Source organism: Nostoc sp. C052 (assembly GCF_013393905.1).
Classification (GTDB): domain Bacteria; phylum Cyanobacteriota; class Cyanobacteriia; order Cyanobacteriales; family Nostocaceae; genus Nostoc.
On the sequence record NZ_CP040272.1, the window covers coordinates 26108 to 42557 of the forward strand.

General features: G+C 40.7%; 12 protein-coding genes, 1 pseudogene, 1 CRISPR repeat array and 2 riboswitches. Of the genes and pseudogenes, 10 read left to right on the plus strand and 3 right to left on the minus strand.

The genetic code is table 11. The annotated features are described in order from the left end of the window. Positions 1 to 69 precede the first annotated feature (69 nt). Positions 70 to 1260 carry a HAMP domain-containing sensor histidine kinase gene (locus FD723_RS00125; RefSeq protein WP_179063542.1) on the minus strand — a complete coding sequence of 397 codons (1191 nt, stop codon included), beginning with the start codon at positions 1258 to 1260 and terminating at the stop codon, positions 70 to 72. Between the two features lie 289 nt (positions 1261 to 1549). After that, positions 1550 to 1750: riboswitch (cyclic di-AMP (ydaO/yuaA leader) on the plus strand. A gap of 97 nt (positions 1751 to 1847) precedes the next feature. Here FD723_RS00125 and ntrB point away from each other — a divergent pair. The 9 genes from ntrB to FD723_RS00170 all read left to right on the plus strand — a co-directional run bounded on the left by ntrB (position 1848) and on the right by FD723_RS00170 (position 13123). Then, positions 1848 to 2699, plus strand: a complete 852-nt coding sequence (gene ntrB / locus FD723_RS00130; RefSeq protein WP_179063543.1) for a nitrate ABC transporter permease — start codon at positions 1848 to 1850, stop codon at positions 2697 to 2699. Between the two features lie 272 nt (positions 2700 to 2971). Next, entirely contained in the window at positions 2972 to 4414 is a 1443-nt protein-coding gene (locus tag FD723_RS00135) for an ABC transporter substrate-binding protein (RefSeq protein ID WP_179063544.1), read from the plus strand. Between the two features lie 55 nt (positions 4415 to 4469). Further along, a complete protein-coding gene (locus tag FD723_RS00140; RefSeq protein WP_179068962.1) occupies positions 4470 to 5306 on the plus strand; it encodes an ABC transporter ATP-binding protein in 837 nt (278 codons plus the stop codon). Between the two features lie 17 nt (positions 5307 to 5323). After that, positions 5324 to 5540, plus strand: a riboswitch (cyclic di-AMP (ydaO/yuaA leader). Positions 5541 to 5718: 178 nt separating this feature from the next. Beyond that, positions 5719 to 6339 (plus strand): universal stress protein, encoded by a 621-nt coding sequence (locus FD723_RS00145; protein ID WP_179068963.1) that lies wholly within the window; start codon positions 5719 to 5721, stop codon positions 6337 to 6339. A gap of 93 nt (positions 6340 to 6432) precedes the next feature. Further along, positions 6433 to 7131 carry a hypothetical protein gene (locus FD723_RS00150; RefSeq protein ID WP_179063545.1) on the plus strand — a complete coding sequence of 233 codons (699 nt, stop codon included), beginning with the start codon at positions 6433 to 6435 and terminating at the stop codon, positions 7129 to 7131. 661 nt (positions 7132 to 7792) lie between these two features. Next, positions 7793 to 10912 (plus strand): MFS transporter, encoded by a 3120-nt coding sequence (locus FD723_RS00155; protein WP_179063546.1) that lies wholly within the window; start codon positions 7793 to 7795, stop codon positions 10910 to 10912. A gap of 403 nt (positions 10913 to 11315) precedes the next feature. Continuing rightward, positions 11316 to 11588 carry a hypothetical protein gene (locus FD723_RS00160; RefSeq protein ID WP_179063547.1) on the plus strand — a complete coding sequence of 91 codons (273 nt, stop codon included), beginning with the start codon at positions 11316 to 11318 and terminating at the stop codon, positions 11586 to 11588. Positions 11589 to 11845: 257 nt separating this feature from the next. Then, on the plus strand, positions 11846 to 12088 hold the full coding sequence (locus tag FD723_RS00165; RefSeq protein ID WP_179063548.1) for a hypothetical protein: 243 nt from the start codon (positions 11846 to 11848) through the stop codon (positions 12086 to 12088). 93 nt (positions 12089 to 12181) lie between these two features. Beyond that, complete coding sequence (locus FD723_RS00170; RefSeq protein WP_179063549.1) at positions 12182 to 13123, plus strand: PHB depolymerase family esterase; 942 nt, start codon at positions 12182 to 12184, stop codon at positions 13121 to 13123. A gap of 11 nt (positions 13124 to 13134) precedes the next feature. Here FD723_RS00170 and FD723_RS00175 read toward each other — a convergent pair whose 3' ends face one another. After that, the gene (locus FD723_RS00175; protein WP_179068964.1) at positions 13135 to 13965 is read right to left on the minus strand and encodes a dienelactone hydrolase family protein; all 831 of its coding nucleotides are present in this window, start codon (positions 13963 to 13965) and stop codon (positions 13135 to 13137) included. Positions 13966 to 14429: 464 nt separating this feature from the next. After that, a CRISPR array of direct repeats spans positions 14430 to 15338; the repeat unit is 37 nt; unit sequence ATTGCAATTTATCAAAATCCCTATTAGGGATTGAAAC. Positions 15339 to 15614: 276 nt separating this feature from the next. Then, positions 15615 to 15821: pseudogene (locus FD723_RS00180) on the minus strand (IS66 family transposase); the annotation flags it as partial. 98 nt (positions 15822 to 15919) lie between these two features. On the opposite strand from FD723_RS00180, the gene FD723_RS00185 reads away from it, so the two are divergent. Further along, positions 15920 to 16402 carry a pentapeptide repeat-containing protein gene (locus FD723_RS00185; RefSeq protein WP_179063550.1) on the plus strand — a complete coding sequence of 161 codons (483 nt, stop codon included), beginning with the start codon at positions 15920 to 15922 and terminating at the stop codon, positions 16400 to 16402. The last annotated feature ends 48 nt before the right edge of the window (positions 16403 to 16450 follow it).

Consider the following 16450-nt stretch of genomic DNA (forward strand, 5'->3'; position numbering starts at 1 on the left):
TTGATTTTGTATTAGTCCACGGAGGTGGACTTTGCTTGTGTAGCCGCGATTTCCAATCGCCCAATACTTTTAAAACTCAAACTCTAAGGGAAAAATGACGGTGAAAGTAGAACCAACGCCTACCTGTGACACTAGGTTAATTTCACCCCGCAATAGTTTTACTAACCGCGAGACAATCGCTAATCCCAATCCTGTACTATCAGGAAGATAGGGGCGATCGCTAGAACTGACGCGAAAATAGGGTTCAAATATTTGGGCTTGGTTTTCGGGGGCAATGCCAACTCCAGTGTCAGAAACCGCGATCGCCCATCTTTGATTCTCCAACATCTGACACATAATAATAATAGTCCCCGACTCTGTATAACGAATCGCATTACTAATAAGATTTGTGACAATTTGTTGCAACTGAAAAGAGTCTGTTAATGGTTTTTCAGGAGCGCGTTCGCAATCTACTACGATTTGTAAATTTTTCCCCGCAGCTAAAGGTTCCAACATTTCACACACGTTATCAATTAATTCACGCACATCGGTAGGCACTAATTGGATTTTTATCTGCCCTGCTTCATAGCGCGAAAGTTCTAATACATCATTGATTAGATGGAGTAATTGTCTACCATTGCGTAGTACCCGCTCAATATGTTCTAAATTGGTATAGTTGTCTTTTATTTCAGTCTTGCGTCGTTGTTGGCGTAAAAACAAATCCGAGTAGCCAATAATGGAAGTTAAAGGATGTTTCAATTCGTGGGCGAGTTGGGAAAGATATTCTTGATTGGCGCTAATTAACCGCGTCAGTTCCTCATTATGAAGAGTTAGTGATAACTGCAACTGTTTTAATTCTCGTAAGCGTTCCTCAACATAACTTTTAAAACATCGAGCGATCGCTTCATCTACGATTGCATCAATTAAACGTATAGAACGAATTATCTCTACAGGTGTTCCCTCTAATAAATCTCCTTGTAGAGCATCAAATATTACTGTCCGTAGCAGATGATATTCTCTGGCAATTTCTGCTGGATCAAAGCCTTGTTCGGCTCGAATCGCTCCATGCTGAAAACTCGCAGTAACCATTGACTGAATATCATTATCCTGAGACTTTGAAAGCACCGTCACCATCGCTTTCAAAACATCAGGAATGTGATCTTTTACCGATGTATAAGATAAGTCATCAGCGCTTTCAATCCGTCTATCCTTGCGAACAGCTAAAATCCATTTATCAAGGATGATGTCAGTTTTTTCAGCCAGTAGTTGACTAAAATCCATTATGTTAAATTCAGCTAGGAGATAGATGAGTGAACTTCTATATCCAAATAGTTTAACGACTAGAGTGGTGTTTCAACAAAAATAGTGATATGTTTCACCTACCAAAAGAAATAGATTTTATAAATTCTTTTGTTGCTGAAATTATGCTTGATTACCGAAAAGTCAGGGTATGCACTTGATTGAAGTAACAAAATAAACAAGATTGAGCATAAGACAGATACTTTCACGGAAGCATTGATGTTATATTATGTATATCAATGTTATAGTGTACATAACTTTGTTTTGAATTAGAGTAAGTCAGCCTAATCCAGCAGATCACAGTGCGTGAGGTTGGAGCGGAGGAACCAAATTGTGGGGCGTATCTCAAAGAAAGTGAGGAGTTAGAAGTTACTTTACTAAAACATTCAACTCGTACTCATAACTTTCTTCAGAAGGGCATCTCTCAGCCCTAGCCCGTCAGCTAACTTCGTAGGCATTGAGAGGAGACTGAAGAGACGGCATTTTTATAATGTTCCGATCTTATCAGTGTCCAAGGCTGGTACTGCTCAAACTTTTTGTACCTGCACTTAAATCTGTTGGGGTCGTAGATGATATTTCAACTAAATTTAGCAGCGATCGCCGCGATCGCAGCGCAAGCCACTTGGAAAAAGACAAAACCTGTCATCCTTAAAGATGTCTTCATTCTACCTGTATTGGGCTTCTTGGGAATAATTGTGTTGTGGTGGATTGTTGCACTTGCCAACCATGAATTAATGCCCACTCCACCAGAAGCGCTAATCGCGAATCTAGACTACATCTTAAATCCCTTCTATCAAAGAGGCCCAGGTAACTTAGGAATTGGTTGGCTGTTGATAGCAAGTCTGCGTCGGGTATTACTAGGCTTTTTGTTAGGTGCGGTAGTAGCGATTCCTCTAGGGTTTCTAATTGGTATGTCCAGACCGGCAATGCTAGCACTTAATCCGATCATTCAAATTTTTAAACCCGTATCGCCTCTGGCTTGGCTACCCATTGCCTTAGCCATTTTTAATTTAGCAGAACCTTCCGCCATTTTTGTCATCTTTATTACCTCCCTATGGCCGACAATTATTAATACCGCCTTAGGAGTTTCTAGCGTTCCCCAAGATTATTTAGATGTGGCGCGAGTGTTAGAAATGCCACGTTGGCGACGGATTACAAAAATCATTTGGCCTGCAAGTTTGCCATATATTTTTACAGGTTTGCGAATTAGTTTAGGCATAGCTTGGCTAGTAATCGTTGCCGTGGAAATGCTGACAGGTGGTATTGGTATCGGCTTTTTCGTCTGGGATGAGTGGAGTCGTTTAAACCTGAGTTCAGTGTTTTTAGCTGTGTTTGTAATTGGCTTAACTGGGTTAATTTTAGATTACGCTGTGGGCAAAATTCAAGAATTAGTCACCCATCGTCCTACAACTTCCAACTAATTAAACGGGATTTTAAATTTTAGATTTTGGATTTTCAATTCTTCAATCCAAAATTTAATAATATCTGTTCGCGCAGCGTCTAAGGGAACTCCAAGAAATAAATTATCTTATCCAATATTGTGGGGTGGGCAACATGAGCGCCCAGTCCATAGATAGGGCGGGCGAGACGCCCACCCCACAAGAGTTAATTGAATATTTTTTATTTGTCAGTCCCTAATCGAATAAATCTAAAATCCAAAATCCGAAATTGATCCACCAATGGAGCGACAAGAATGGGTGATAATAACTGGACTCGACGAGACTTTATTAAAGGAATCGGAGCAACCACAACGGGAATAGCGCTATCTTCCTGTGCGATTTCAGGAGATAGATCCGCCAAAGGACTAACAGAAGAAGCCTTAGCTGTACAACCAGTAGTTAGATCCCAAGACTTAGAAAAAGCTGATATTACCGTTGGTTACGTTCCTGTTAATGATTGTGCGCCATTTGCGATCGCCTGGAAAAAAGGTTTCTTCCGCAAATATGGTTTGAACGTCACACTCAACCGCGAGGCCAGTTGGGCTACTTCCCGCGACGGTTTAATATTTGGTCGCCTGGATGCTTCGCCCGTCGTATCTGGTGCTGTCACCAATGCCAGAATTGGTGCCGAAGGCGCACGCCACGCCCCCTTGTGTGCAGCCATGACTATTCACCGCCACGGTAACGCCATGACGATGAACAAAGCTATGTGGGATTTTGGGCTGCGTCCGTGGTACGAGTATCAACAACAATATGGTGATGGCGCACTAGAAGCCTTTGGGCGCGATTTCCGAGGCTACTTTGACAAGCAGCCGCCAGAAGGCAAAGTCTGGGCGGTCGTTTTGAGTTCCGCCATTTACGAATACTTTGTCCGCTACGTATCCGCCGCCGCTGGTGTAGACCCTCTCAAAGAGTTTCGGATCATCATCGTTCCGCCTCCCCAAATGGTGACAAACGTGCGGATTGGTGCGATGCAAGCTTACATGGTTGCAGAACCCTGGAATACACGAGCAATTACAGGTAATGAAAACATCGGTTTTACCTTCGCCCAAGGTAAAGAAGTTTGGGTAGGACACCCAGATCGTTTATTGGGGGTGATGGAATCTTTTATTGACAAATATCCCAAAACTTATCGTTCCCTCGTCAAAGCGATGATTGAAGCTTGTCAATATTGCAGCAAAGTAGAAAACCGCCAAGAAGTAGCCGAACTGCTGACAGAACGTTCCTTTACAGGTGCTAGACCAAAAAAGAAAGATGCCCCAATCGCGAAATTTACAAGTCCGGGAATTCTCGGTAACTATAACTATGGCGGCTTTGACGGCAAAGATCGCACCATCCAAGCCGCTGACACCACGATTTTCTTTGATATCCCTGACAACATTCCCCAACAGCCAGGAGAACACTCAACATTTTTATGGAGATCCAGAAGTATGTGGTTGATGACACAAGCAGCGCGGTGGGGACAAATTCATAAATTCCCCAAAAATGCCGAGAAACTAGCCGAACAAGGTTGGAGAACAGATTTATATCGGGAGATAGCATCGGAAATGGGCATCAAATGTCCCAAGGATGATTACAAGGTTGAACCACCAGAAGTATTTATAGATAAGAAAGGCTTCGATCCTAGCGATCCGGTCGGCTATCTAAATAGTTTTGCCATCAGGGCTAACGCTCCCTCTCGTTTTTTCATGTCTTAAAATAGCAAGTTTAAATTTTGATTGATTGAGTAAATTATTTGCGGAGCATTGGATGATGGAATATACCTCATTACCTATTAATACTCAGAACCAAGTTCTGCCCCGCCCTGGATTTTTAGAAATTGAAAATTTAGTCAAGTCTTATCCGACACCTGATAAAGATAACTTTGTCGTTTTAGATGGAGTTAATCTGACTATTGGTGAAGATGAATATATTTCTGTAATTGGTCACTCAGGTTGTGGGAAATCAACTCTATTAAAGATAGTAGCTGGTTTAGAAAAAGCCACTTCCGGCTCAGTCAGGCTAGATGGCAAAGAAATTCGTCAGCCGGGAGCCGAAAGGATGATGGTATTTCAGAACTATTCGCTGTTACCTTGGTTAACAGTGAGAGAAAATATCCGTTTAGCCGTGGATGAAGTGTTAAAAAATGCTAATCGGGCTGAAAAAATTAGCATTGTAAATCAACACTTGGCAATGGTAAACTTGACGGCGGCGGCTGACAAATATCCCAATGAAATTTCTGGAGGTATGAAACAACGAGTAGGTATTGCCAGAGCCTTAGCAATTCGTCCCAAAATGTTACTAATGGATGAACCTTTTGGGGCATTAGATGCACTAACTCGTGGCAAATTGCAGCGCCAGGTATTGGATATTTGGGAAAATAATCGTCAAGCAGTAATGATGATTACCCACGATGTAGACGAAGCAATTTATATGTCTGATCGCATCGTCTTGATGACCAATGGCCCATCTGCTAGTATCGGGGAGATTTTAGAAGTTCCTTTTGATCATCCACGCGATCGCGCCACCATGCGAAACTCAAAAGAGTATTTTGAACTCCGCAACCATGCCCTAAATTTCCTGGATCGATATTTTGCCCAAGACGAGTAAATTAGATTATCATTTTTTTTAGTGGGTAGCCTAATTCAAATTCATGAAAGCTGGATTTGGAACGGAGGAACCATATTGTGGGGCGTATCTCATAGAACATGAGGAGTTAAGAGTCACAAGTTAAGAATTATTAATATTAACTCAGCACTCACCACTCAGCACTCAGTACTCCTAAGAGAGAGACACCTTCCAGTCTTAGCCCGTCAGCTAACTCCGTAGGCAATGGAAGGAACCCCCAAGATTTTGGCTGTAATACAGTTATTATTGGGGTTTCCTTGACTGATTTCAGATTTGAGATTTTGGTTATCGTCACTCAAGCTAAAATCCAAAATCTAAAATCTAAAATTTGTCCCCCTGCTTCTCATTGCTAATTCATTTCATTAGGAGAAGTAAAGCTGTGCAAATCAAACCAATGTTAGCACGTCTGCAAAGTGCCACAGGTCGAGATGACTTAATTGAACAAATGGTACTCGTGCCAGAACCAAAAAAACCTTTTTCTGAAAAACTTCAAAGCTCAAAAGCAGTTAACTTAATTGTTGCTTATGACGCATCTCCCAACAGTCATACAGCACTAGATATTGCTTTTTGGATTGCCCATCAAACGCGTTTAGCCACTAATGCAGAAGTTACAGTTCAAGCTGTTTATGTGATAGAAGATAATCAAAGTAGTCAATATTCAAATATCTTGAGTTTTCCAACACAACAGTTTCCGTTGGAATGTCAAGTTAGTGAAGTATCAAAATCTGTCACACAGGTATTAACTCAACCCAAATTACAGACTGTGGTAACTCCCCTGCAACAAGCAGATATAATTCTCTGGCAAGCGCGAAGTTTAGCTGAAGAATGGCAGGGTTCCTTTAAATCTCATTTGCGGTTTGGCTGCATTTCTACAGAACTTAGCAAAGTTGTTGAATCAGAAGCGGCTGATATTCTGTTTCTAGGTTGCAACTCTGTCAATCATCCGATGATTGAGGCTCTAGGTTCTAATTTCCCCTGTGCCGTTTTGGGTATTCCCAGTAGTATTGATGAATAATCGCTCTTTAAAATTTCAGTAATTTTTGTCAAATTTTGATCTGAGAAAAGTCACCTAAAACTACTAGGTGGCTTTTTTAGCTACAGAAAAGTTATGAAACACGAACTATTTTTTTATGACTTTGAAATAAAATATTATCAATGGCGATTAAAAGAAGCACAAAAAGAATATGAATCTGGCTTTGAACGCCTATCACAAATGAACTCTTATTTTGTCAGACTAACACTTGAAGCAATACAAGCTCTTTCTCCAAAGGAACAATCTCGAATACTACCAATACTGATCAGGATATCTGAAAGACAATTACTTGAATTTATTGGCGATAATATAACTGATGAAGAAAAAGAAATATTAAAACGTTTTGATATTGTAAAGAAAAATCAGAACTTAAGAAAAAAGCTTCACGAGGAAGAGAAAATATTTAAGAAATATCCAAAAAACAAACTAAAAAAAATAATTAAAAATGCCTTGATTGAAATATTACAGCCAACTTTTTATTCAGATATTTGCTTTGACACACAAATAGATCGTAATTGGAAGGTTACAACTTTTGTAGACATTGCAGATGGCTACTCTTACTATTATTCACATTCAATAGTTTTGCTGGATGAGCAAAAAGCAGAAACTAGAATTGGTTCATTTACAATAAATTTACCTGCTTGGCTAGGCTTATATCCAAGTGGGTGGCTTTTTATGAGTGATGAGGATGTGTATCAATCAGCAAATGCGATCGCTGCTCTTTGTAAGTATTTTATAGAAGCTTTTACGGAGTGGAATCGCATCGATTTATAGCACCTATCTTGAAAGTAGAGCTTTTGTATTGTAGACGATAATCAACAAAAATCTACTTATAGAACAATACGCTTGGGTTAAGAAAAATTGTAGCTTGAATGAAGCAAACTGCAACCTAACAAAGCCCTGGAAATATTGGGTCTACGTGCCTCAACCCAATCTACACAACACAACTTAAGTTTTTTGACACTAAGGAATAAGAATTAAATAAAATACAATTTATGTCCCTGGTTTACCTCACCCTCAATTCCTCATTCTTATAAAGGAGAAGGAAGCTAGAGACAGAATGAAGTTTTGCATTTTATTTAATCTACGTTTATAACCCAAGTTTATTGACTTATAGAGGGTGATAAAAGATAGCAAATATAATCATTCTAATTAAATAAATCGCTATAAACAAGCAATTAAAAATTAAAAATCGACAGCATACAATTAATGTTTACGTGCTAAGTTTCTTAATATTTTTACCAAGAGATGGTAAAAAGTTATATCTTTCGCTGGATGAGGGTTTCAACCCTTAGAGAGATGCTTTAAACAGCTAAATTCTACGATTCTGATCTAAAGAGTTAGGTATTGCCATAGGTAAAAACAATAAATACTAAGAGTTGCTTCTCAAGAAATTCTTAATTCCCTAATTTTAAACTTAGAAAAAGGAAATCCAATGCTCCAAAGTACGGAAATCATGCTGGGACTCTACAAACCACTACTATGGGTGGCACAGACTCAAGTAGATACCTCAAATATCACACCAGCACAGGCATCGGTTCTTACTTCCGGGCCGCGCTTTTTTGTAGCTTTAATCTCCGGTGTGATTCTAGCCTTTGCTTTCCAATTAGTTCTCACTAATCTCTCCCTTGCAGCCGGTATTTCCTACCTGGGGCACTCATCTGACTCGGATTCAGATAATGGGGAAGTGGGAAGTTTGGGCGGTAGTATTCGCAAAATCGGCACAGCAGTGGGGATTTGGACATTAGTCACTGTAACGATCGCCTTATTAATTGCTTCTTTCCTCGCGGTAAAATTGAGCCTGGTAATCTTAGATCCAACCTTGGGAGCGATTCTCGGTTTGGTGATTTGGGGTGCTTACTTTCTGATCCTGGTTTGGGTAAGTTCCACCACCGTAGGCTCCTTAATCGGCTCAGTTGTCAATACGGCAACATCCGGGTTTCAGGCGATTATGGGGACTGCTACCGCCGCCTTGGGTGCTAAAGCTGTAAATAACCAAGTGGTAGCCACAGCAGAAGCCGCCGCCGCCGCTGTCCGTCGAGAACTCGGAAGCGCCATCGACCCTGCGAGTATCCGGGAAAACATAGAAGATTACTTAGAAAAGATCCGGCCTCCAGAACTCGATGTGTCAAAGATTCGGAGTGATTTTGAAAATTTACTCAACGATCCGCAATTAAAAGCGATCGCTGGGACTCCAGATATCCGCAACATCGATCGCCAAAAGTTTATCGAGTTAGTCAGCAGTCGCACCGATCTTTCCAAAAAAGACGTTAGCCGCATTGCTGATACTTTGTATAAAGTTTGGCAGCAAGTGGTAAATCAGCAACCAGCCAACGAAGATCGTTTGGGTGAGTTAATCGATTATCTGAAATCACTTCCACCAGGACAAAGCAAAACAGATGAACTCAACGCCAAGCTGGAACGGTTGTTAGCAGAAAACCGTGGTTCTAAAGGAACTGACCAAAAGGCAGCTACCGGGCCAATTCAAAGTACACTCCAGCAAGGATTATCTGCCTTAACCGGCATTGTGTTAGGACGCACAGATTTGTCTGATTTGGATGTGGAAAAAATCTTGGGTAGTCTCACCAGCGCTAAAGATAAAGTCACCGAACAAGCAGATAAGCTAGGGTTGCCCACACCATCACAACCCTATAGCCCAATTCGGGCTGATGTCGAAAACTACCTGTACAATACTTATGCTTGGCAACTGAGTTCAGAAAGAATTGCCCAGGAATTTCATGATGTCATCTACGACCCAGCAGCCGACCCTGGAATCGTCCGCAGGGAACTAGAACGACTATCCCGCAATGATTTCGCCAAAATTTTGCAGCAACGGGGATTGCTTACCCAAGGTCAAATTCAGCGCATTGCAAATCAGCTAGAAACTGTTCGCCAAGAAGTGCTAATAACAGTCAGAGCTATTGAAGAAAGAGATATAGTCCAAGACTTACAGCGCGCAGTAGAAAGTTATCTACTTGTTACTCCGAAAGCAGATTTGACATCCGAAGGCATTGAGCAGAATTTCAAACCACTGCTGGCAGACTCAGAGGCAGATTATGAAACCCTGACATTGCGACTGGCTCACATTGAACGCCAAGAAATTCGGCAGATATTGCTACAACGTAATGATGTCCAGCTATATGAAGTAGACAGCATTCTTGATGAGTTGGAAAAACAACGCGATCGCGTCTTGGTAGAATCCAAGGGATTAGCAGAACAGGCACAATATCAAGCAGAAACCCTGTGGCTGAATGTAGAATCATATCTGCGTAACACCGGCAAATCAGAACTGAATCCTGATGCTATCCGTGCCGACTTCAAAAAGCTACTGGAAGATCCGCAAGCTGGGATTACCTCAATTCGGGCGCGCTTGTCTCGCTTTGACCGCGATACCTTAGTGCAATTGTTGAGCCAGCGAGAAGATTTGAGTGAAGATCAAGTTAATCAAATTATCAATGCTACTGAAGAGTCATGGCATAGTATTCGCCACACACCCCAAGCTGTAGTTGATAAAGCGAAAGAGCAATACGACTCGGTGACAACAACGATCGCAGATTATCTACGGAATACTGGTAAACAAGAACTGAACCCAGAAGGTATTCAGCGAGACTTGACCAAATTGTTTGAAAATCCCAAAGAGGGAGCCGTGGCACTGCGCCGTCGGTTGTCGCAAGTAGACCGGGATACACTGGTGAAATTGCTCAGTCAACGCCAAGATTTGAGTGAAGAACAAGTTAATGAAATCATTGATTCCACTCAAACTTCGATTCGTAACTTTGTGCGTGCGCCTCGTCGCCTAGCTAGCCGTACACAACAAAGAGCAGAAACATTCAAAGCTTATCTGGAAGAGTATCTGCGTCAAACTGGCAAAGAAGAACTCAATCCTGAAGGTATCAAACGCGACTTGCAATTACTGTTGCACGATCCGCGAGTTGGGGTAGAAAGTTTTGGCGATCGCCTTTCCCAATTTGACCGTGATACCATTATCGCTCTGCTGAAAATTCGGGAAGATATTTCTGATGAAGAAGCAGCAAGGATTGCCGATAATATGGTGTCGGTAAGAGATCAATTTGTCGAACAAGTACGGAACATCCAACGGGGCATTCAAGATGCAATTGACGGGGTTTTCGCCCGCATTCGTAACTATCTCAACTCCCTGGATCGCCCAGAACTCAACTATGATAGTATTAAGCGCGATGTTCGGACGTTTTTTGACGATCCTCAAGCCGGATTTGATGCCCTGCGCGATCGCCTCTCCTCCTTTGACCGTGATACCCTAGTGGCAATTATGAGTTCTCGTGAGGATATCTCCGAGGAAGATGCCAACCGGATCATCGACCAAATTGAACGGGCCCGCAACACAGTATTGCAACGTGCAGAACGCATACAGCAGGAAGCCCAACGCCGCCTAGAACAGGTGAAGCATCAAGCACAGCGCCAAGCAGAAGAAACCCGCAAAGCCGCAGCTACAGCAGCGTGGTGGCTGTTTGCCACAGCATCCGTTTCCGCCTTTTTCTCTGCATTAGGAGGAGCGATCGCTGTAGTTAAGCTGTAGTTAAATAAGTTGTCTCCGCTAACTTTTAAGCCTCCTAGTGTTAGGAGGCTTTTCTATGTTTAGGATGTCATTTATACTGAAATATATTGGCGAATTTCATCTTATACCAATTTGAAAAATGATTGCGACAGATGGTTTCACAAAAACCACACACAGAAAGCGATTCCCAATCCAAAATCTAAAATCTAAAATTCAAAATGGTATGAGTATGCCTTTCAATATAATCATATATGAATATGCTTTACTGCTCTAATCTCATCCATTAGATAATTGAAAAGATATTTGTCTGAATGTTTTAATACTATTAGATAATTTGCAATAAATCCTCAGCCTATTCTCAATAGAATGCTCCGTATTTTTTGCAAATTAAGAATTTTTACCTAAGTAGCAAGCAATTCAAAGAATGCAAAATACATTAGTTGATAAAACCTTCCGTGATAGCAATGGCAAAATTGTTTTGGCTGAAATGCCAAACCCACCACTTATTCTTTGGATCGTAGCTAGTTTACTAACTCTAGTTTTTACAACTGGTAAAATCAATACAGTGTTAGACGTTCTGGCAAATGGCTCGTTGTTTACTTGGGCATGGCTGGAACTATTTCAAGGCGTTAACTATTTTCGCAGAGCGCTAGGTCTTGCTGTATTAATTGGTATTATCGTCTTCAAAATTCAGTAATTGCAAGATTATAGATAATAATTAATACCAGTTACAAGAGGTGTTACGGAACTCCTCTTTATTTATCCAAAGTCCAAAATGTGAATAAAGTCATACTTCAATTGTGACTTTATTACACTGTATCTTCTTATTCAGTATTTTAAACTGAGAGCAATACAGCAAATCAATGAAGCTGTGCAGCAAACAAACCATCTGTTCATAAATTCTTGATAAGTGCTGTAGAAAACTCAAGTTAATTAATTGCTGGAGATTTGAAAATGAAACGTATTTTATTAGGTACATTGCTTGCTCTACCATTTGCAATTTCCTCCTTGCCTTCACAAGCATCAGCAGCAGAAATCATTGTCAGACCCAATGTTCATAGAGCTGCTGTTGTGCGTAAACCTGTTGTTGCTCGATATCAACGGAAGTTAATTCCTGCACATTGGGAAACAGTACGACGTGGTAACAGATGGGTTAAGGTTCGAGTTCCTGCTCGATATGTAAATGTAAGAGTTTAATATCTGAATAGAGGCTAACAACAATACTTGGGTTGTTAGCCTCTTATAGGTAAAAACTTGTTGCTAAATAAGACTTGTAAAGCATCTATTAATATGAACATATATCAAACTTCTGGACTTTTTAAAAAACTTCTGATACTTTTATTAGGAATTACTTTCTTGACTGCCTGCGATTCCATTCAGGCTGAAGAAAGAAATATAGGTAAAGAAAAAATCTTGAGTGGCGATCATTATGGAGAATTAAATGACCAAGGAAAATTACGTACTTACTATTTTTACACTCCAAAATCTTATAATCCAGACCGCCCGATGCCGTTAGTTTTAGTGTTTCATGGAGATGATGGTAATGGTCGGTCTATTAGTAATGTGACTCACTTCAATGAATTAGCAGAGCAACAAGGATTCATTGTTGTTTATCCAGATGGAATTGACCAAAAATGGAGCCTGAGAGGTAACGCTCAAGGAAAGGTGGATGATGTTTTATTTGTCAGTGCTTTGATCGATCGCCTTCAGCAGGAAATCAATATTGATAGTCATAAAGTTTACGCCACTGGTTTTTCTAGAGGTGGCATACTTACCCAAGCACTGGCGTGTAAATTACCTGATAAAATTGCTGGTTTTGCATCAGTAGCGGGTTCGCTTCCAGTTAGACTCAAACCTAATTGCCAGCCTAAAAGTTCCGTATCAATGTTAATGATTAACGGTACAAACGATCGCGACGTGCTTTATGAAGGTGACGACCACACTCAACGAGGAGCGCTGGTTTCGATCTCAGATATGGTAGACTTTTGGCGATCGCACGATCAATGTACCTCATCAAAAGCATCTCCAAATTTTTCTGAAGATAAAGTTAAAACCGCTCTCTACACAGGTTGCAGTGGCAACTCAGAAGTCTGGCAGCTAGCGGTAGTAAACGGTGGACATTTTTGGCCTGGTGGTTCCTCAACTGACGAGAACCTAAACAAATTCAATGCCAAGCTGGGGTTAAACGCCAGCGAAACAATTTGGAACTTTTTTCAACGTCACAGTTCATAAACCAAAGTTTTTTAAACACCATTTTGCTTAAACCATGCCAAGAGGCGTTTCCAGCCATCCTTAGCTTCCTTCTCGCGGTAGGAGGGGCGATAATCGGCAAAAAATGCGTGGGGTGCATCGGGATAGACGATAATTTCAGATTTGCTATTGCTGGACTTTAAGCGATCGCGCACCTGCTCTACAGTATCTAGAGGAATACCCGTATCCTTCCCACCATAAAGTCCGAGAATGGGGGCTTTCAGGGTCGATACGATATCGATGGGATACTGGGGCTGAAGTTCAGTTGCATCACCTACAAGTCGCCCGTACCATGCCACACCTGCCTTCACGTTAGGATTGTGTGCTGCATATAACCAGGTAATACGACCACCCCAACAAAAGCCTGTAATTCCCAACTTCTCGCCATTACCCTTAGCTGACTTCTTTGCCCACTTTACTGTGGCATCGAGATCGGATAACACTTGGGCATCTGGTACTTTAGCGACAATTGGGCGAATTTCGTCTATGCTGCTTAACTTTGAGACATCGCCTTGACGGATAAATAATTCCGGTGCGATCGCTAAATATCCCAACCGAGCAAAGCGACGAGTGATATCCTGAATATGCTCGTGTACGCCAAAGATTTCTTGGATTACCAGAACAATTGGGAAATTTTCACCAGTAGCCGGTGCTGCTCTATAGGCAGGAATTTCGCCATCTTTGACAGGAATTTTCACCGCACCAGCGACTAACCCCTTGGCATCAGTGGTGATAGCTTGGGAAGAAATGGGTTGTACTGCGAGGGCAAAACCTGTTGCTAGGGTGGCTGTTGCAATGAATTTGCGGCGAGTTACTTCTTGCATCATCTCTACCTTTAATTAGCGAAAAGTTTATTATTTGTTATACGTACAGTACTATAAAATAAATACTACAAGTTATCAATCAGCTTACCGTAATACTAGCTTCCTTTACCGTCTAAGCCTTCCTTGCTGTACCTGTATGTTAGGGAAAAATCGGATGTATTGGCAAAGAAAAGCCATAGCACTCAACAATTTACTGTGCAGAGTTCCCTGATATGCGCGGAAGGGTAGGTGTACAAATTTCAAAGCTTGAAAAAAGTGCTTCTATCTCAACTCCAGCTAGCATTTCACCCCACCAATACCCAATTTACATCCGCGCAATCTCTAAAATGCTTACAGTAAACGGGTTTCATCCTTCAAGCTTTCCCGACACTCTTCCCAAAAAAATTCTCTAATGCTATGATTACTCTATATTCGCGCAACCGCACCTTGAAAACTAAATATAGCTTGGCTTTCAGGCTCCCGCTATTGCAATTTATCAAAATCCCTATTAGGGATTGAAACAGCTCGTTGCATTGCATTTGAGTGCGCTGTCCGAGTTATTGCAATTTATCAAAATCCCTATTAGGGATTGAAACTTGATGAGCCGCGCATAGATACTGTAGTATTGGCATTGCAATTTATCAAAATCCCTATTAGGGATTGAAACCCTTTTCTCTGGTATGTATCCACTATCTTCTATAAAAATTGCAATTTATCAAAATCCCTATTAGGGATTGAAACCTATATTAGTTCTAGCAAAGGGGGTATTACTTTAATTGCAATTTATCAAAATCCCTATTAGGGATTGAAACTTGATATAAAAGTAACTTTAGGTGATAAAGTTATTAAATTGCAATTTATCAAAATCCCTATTAGGGATTGAAACAAATCTGCAATAGGATCTTCAGTAATGGGTATACCATTGCAATTTATCAAAATCCCTATTAGGGATTGAAACAAAAAACAACTCTATTCAAATTAGTAATAATATCATTGCAATTTATCAAAATCCCTATTAGGGATTGAAACTCCTTCATGGAGGCTACACCCTGCCTTCTGGCTTCGATTGCAATTTATCAAAATCCCTATTAGGGATTGAAACAAAATAGTGGCGTAATTCTGGATAATCAGAAGTCCTATTGCAATTTATCAAAATCCCTATTAGGGATTGAAACACTACTTTAGGAAGCTTCAAAGGGTATGTGGAAAAATTGCAATTTATCAAAATCCCTATTAGGGATTGAAACAAGACTATATCTTTTATTTCCTCTAAAAACCCTTGTAGCATTGCAATTTATCAAAATCCCTATTAGGGATTGAAACTTGTAATAATCATCTTGTAAGTTACGATGCTCTTATTGCAATTTATCAAAATCCCTATTAGGGATTGAAACAAAACAGCAAGCTTATACCTTGTATTATCTCTAGTAGTCTGCCAACCCAAAAATGCGCTTGTGAGAACTGGGGAAAGGGGAAAGGGAAAAGGGTAAGAGATTTAAACCCTTTCCCCCCGCCCCTTATCCCCAGAGGGGACCCCACCTTCCCCCTTACCCTTTACCCCGCCAAGTTCACTTGGCGAACTACTAGAATTGCAGTACAGCACTTCTGGCAGCTATGAGGTACATCCATCCTCAAAGCTGAAAGCTATGCTAGGAAGGTGCAAGGAGAAAAACTGTATTGCATGGTGGTTTCGATGAAGTCCTACTGTCCAAATCTCTGCTGACTTTTAACCGTTCTACTTCTTGCTGTAGTTCGTAGATGATTTTCTGTAACTCACGTATTACCTTGCTTTGCTCAATAATTATCTCCACCAGTTCTTCTTTTGATAACTGGTTCAAGCTTTCTCGGTCTAAATCTTGAGGCAGGTTTTGGTTCATATTTGTGATATTCTCCCTCAAGTGTCCCCCTTGTCAATACTCTGCCACCTGAATCCTTACCTTTTAATTAGCACAAGTATCACGACAATCTGATAATCATGCTAAATCTGCCGACTCAAGACCTACGCTACACAGCTATCCATTTTTTAGAACAAAGTCCTCCACAGCGTCTACAAATTCTTAAGCAACTGGGCATAGCTCGTTATGATTTTTTAACCAAAATACAACTAAATGAAGCAAACATCATCTGTATAATGCGGTTTTTCAAGTATCCCAATCAGTTAAAGTTTCCTAATCTTATTGGAGCGGATTTATCTGGTTTAATTTTAGATGGAGTAAACTTTATTCGAGGGAATTTGTCAGAAGCAAATCTCCAAGGTAGTAGTTTAGTAAATGCAGACCTTTTATTTGTAAATTTTACGAAAGCCAACTTGAGAAATGCAGATTTACGAGGTGCAACTCTGAACGAGACTATTTGGTTAGAAACTATAGTAGATAAGTGTCAACTTGGTGTGAGTACTGGTTTAAATTATCTGCAACGTCAAGATTTACAATTACGCGGAGCTATATTTAATTCTTGAGAAGTTAGTAATGAAAACACAAAAAATTATAAAATGATTGAATTGATA